Below are 3,138 nucleotides of genomic sequence, written 5' to 3' on the forward strand. Positions count from 1 at the left end.
GCACGTATACCCTCTTGAAAATAATCCCCGGGGTCTCCCGAAACCCAGCCCCTGACCGCTGCTTCGGCCAATAGCAATTGCGTTTGGCTATGAGTCACCATAAACATCGGAGCCGTCTGTTTGATAAAGCGGTAACGATCCACTTGCGTAAAGGCATAAAAACTGGCCAGGTCCATGGATGTGGCAACACCGCCAATAGTGGAATTGTCATAACCGATCGGCATACCGATTTGGTCATCGGGATCGGTGGATCCAATTTCAGGAATCTGTTCGGGTCCAGAGGTAGCCCCTATATAACGTACGGCAATGGATTCCAATCTTGGGTCGTTCATGTCCCTTAAATAATCCACAAAAAATCCCGTCATGTAATAATTATTGGCCTCCGTTGCATTTAAGGTTACTCCGGCATTATTGGTATAGTTGCTATCGTGCCGGATTACATAATTATCATCGTTCGCTTGCATTACCCCACCTGCGAACGCCTCTTTTACCGTTTGCTCGGCCAACGTCAGGTCTACTTCGGTAAGCCGCATTCCCAACCGTAACAACAATGAATTTCCGAAACGTTTCCATTTATCGATATCCCCCGAATACATTATCTCACCATTTTCTGAGGGTGCAGTGTCGCTCAAATCGGCGGAGGCGTTCCTTACCACATTGATAAGGTCTTTATAAATCTCTTCCTGCGGTGTGTACGCCGGCAAAACAATTTGATCCGACACCCCCTTGCCGGCCTCGAAATAAGGTACATCGCCATGTTCGTCGGTAAGGACCATAAAGGCCAGGGCCTCTACCAGCCGAGTCATATTCAAGAGGTTGGGACGAACGGTGGCGCCTTCCGCCGACAGCTGTGCCTTGATATCTCCCGTATTCTTTATTACGTTCTCGTACAACTTGGTCCAATGCTGTTGGGCGAATTCACGGTTTTCCTGATTGTAATTAGCACCGGTAAGCACCCCGGAATTCGGGGAAATGATCTGTTGTACGATACCCATGTCGTAAATAAGCTGCGCATTCGAATTCGAAGTGTTGATTATGGCATTGTTCAGTAGAAATACCGGATCGACGCTGGCACTAGTCGGATCGACCTCGTTCGTGTTGATCTCCTCGAAATTTTTGTCACAGGAGAAAATCAAAACCATGCCGGCAAAAAGCATATATTTTAGGATACAATTTTTCATGAGTTTTTTCTTTATTTAAAATTTGCAGTTTAGGTTAAAACCGATACTACGGGTAGTCGGGACACCGGTGGACTCCAGTCCGGATACGTTATCCGAACTATATCCGAAGGAATCGGGATCGATATTCGGCACCCATTTTTTAATGATAAACAAATTGTTGGCGAACAAACTTAAAGTTACCGCTTTAACCATTGCATTTTCGGAGAGCAGCCCTCCAAAGTCGTATCCAAGGGTCAACTGTCGCAATTTCCAAAAACCACTATCGTAAACTATAGGCTCTATGAGCTGTTGCGATCTTATGACCTCCCAATAGGTCTGTGATTCCGTGGCCACTTGGTTGATTTCGCCGGCTTCGTTTACCCCGACCCCAACTACCCCGGTATCCCGACCGGGAAGGGTCTGTTTATGGAGTCCATGGCGGGTAGCGTTAAAGTTGGTACCCGAAATCATCTGTCCCCCTAACTTAAAATCGACCAAGAAAGACGCGTTAAAATTCTTGTACTTAAAAGTATTGGTGATACCCCCTATCCAATTGGGCAAGGCACTTCCGAAAAAGACGATATCGTCGGAACGTTGTGGCCGTCCATCATCGGCGAAAATCTGGCGGCCCTGATCGTCGAACTGGTACCCGAAACCGGCCAGCTGACCGATTTCTTCGCCAACGACTTGGTAAAGGAATCCATTGAAGGCATGCGTACCCACTACGATACTTTCACCGGGCTCATCCGTCAGCAAGCTAATTACCTTTGTCTTGTTGTAGGAAGCATTCAAAATAATATCCCAACGAAAGTCTTCGTTTCGAAAAGGCACAAAGGTTAAAAGGGCTTCCGCTCCATCGCTTCGACTTTCGCCGCTATTGATGAGCGTATTTTCAAATCCCGAAGTATTCGAGATCTGGGCGGAAATGATTTGATCTAAAGTGGTCTTACGGTATACACTCAAATCTAAATTTACACGGGAATCGAACATCCGAAGGTCTAAACCTATCTCTGCCTCTGTAACACGGGCAGGCTTAAGATTGGGGTTGGGCAAGGTATTGGTATTTGCGCCTGCAACCGGTTGTAACTGCCCGTCGGAATTCGCGAACAGGTTGGCGTTAATGTTGTAGAACAGCACATCGGAATAGGGAGGCACGTCGGTATCGCTTCCTACTTCTGCATAAGCGGCCCTCAATTTACCGAAAGTCAACCAATTTGAGTCTTCGAGATTATTGGAAAATACATAACTTGCGGATATCGAAGGATATAGAATACTTCGGTTTTCAGGTGATAAGGTAGTGAACCAGTCATTTCGAAGCGTTCCGTTCAAATAAATAGTTTCTTTATAGGATAGATCCATACTGCCGTATAAAGAATTCACACCTCTTTCCGACAAATTGTAGATGGGGTCCTTAACCCTACCGTTCTGCACCGTGTATAGATCTCTAATGATAAAGTCGTTCACATTAACACGGTTCAATTTTGAAACCCTCTTCATTTTGTTTCCGCCGACCGTCAGACCAAATCCGAAATCCTTCCCGAAATCTTTTGAGGCGGATAATAGAAAGTCCACGTTCGTTTCCCGAAATCGACGTACTTCCTGAGTGTACGTACCATTGACAAAACCATCCGGTGCGGGTGGTCTGGAAGCATGACCTGTGGGAAAACCATTATAATCCTGATCCCTGGACCAGTAATCTTGGCCCGCCCGTATCTGCCCGAATAACCACGGAAAGAAATTATAGTTGAGGGATGAGTTTCCAAATATACGGTCCCTAGTGATATTGTTGAACTGTTTGTCCAAAACAAAATAGGGATTGGTCCTGTTCCGGAAACGGGAGTACACGATTTCATCACCGTTCGCATCGTACGCATTTTCCCTCCAAACGTCCAAAGGCATTGAATTGGCCACATTAAAGAGGGATACGGGAATCGTATTGTCCTGTTGGCCAACGTTCGGTGGATTGCTATTGTTTTCG

2 protein-coding genes are annotated in these 3,138 nt (G+C 46.2%); both read right to left on the reverse strand.

The window, feature by feature from the left end:
• The coding region (locus ACEW8S_RS08695; protein WP_373517766.1) for a SusD/RagB family nutrient-binding outer membrane lipoprotein at positions 1-1,181 on the reverse strand (1,181 nt) is incomplete at its 3' end.
• A 15-nt stretch (positions 1,182-1,196) separates the two neighbouring features.
• The coding region (locus ACEW8S_RS08700) for an outer membrane beta-barrel protein (RefSeq protein ID WP_373517767.1) at positions 1,197-3,138 on the reverse strand (1,942 nt) is incomplete at its 5' end.

It is taken from the genome of Pricia sp., from assembly GCF_041745955.1.
Lineage (GTDB): Bacteria > Bacteroidota > Bacteroidia > Flavobacteriales > Flavobacteriaceae > Pricia.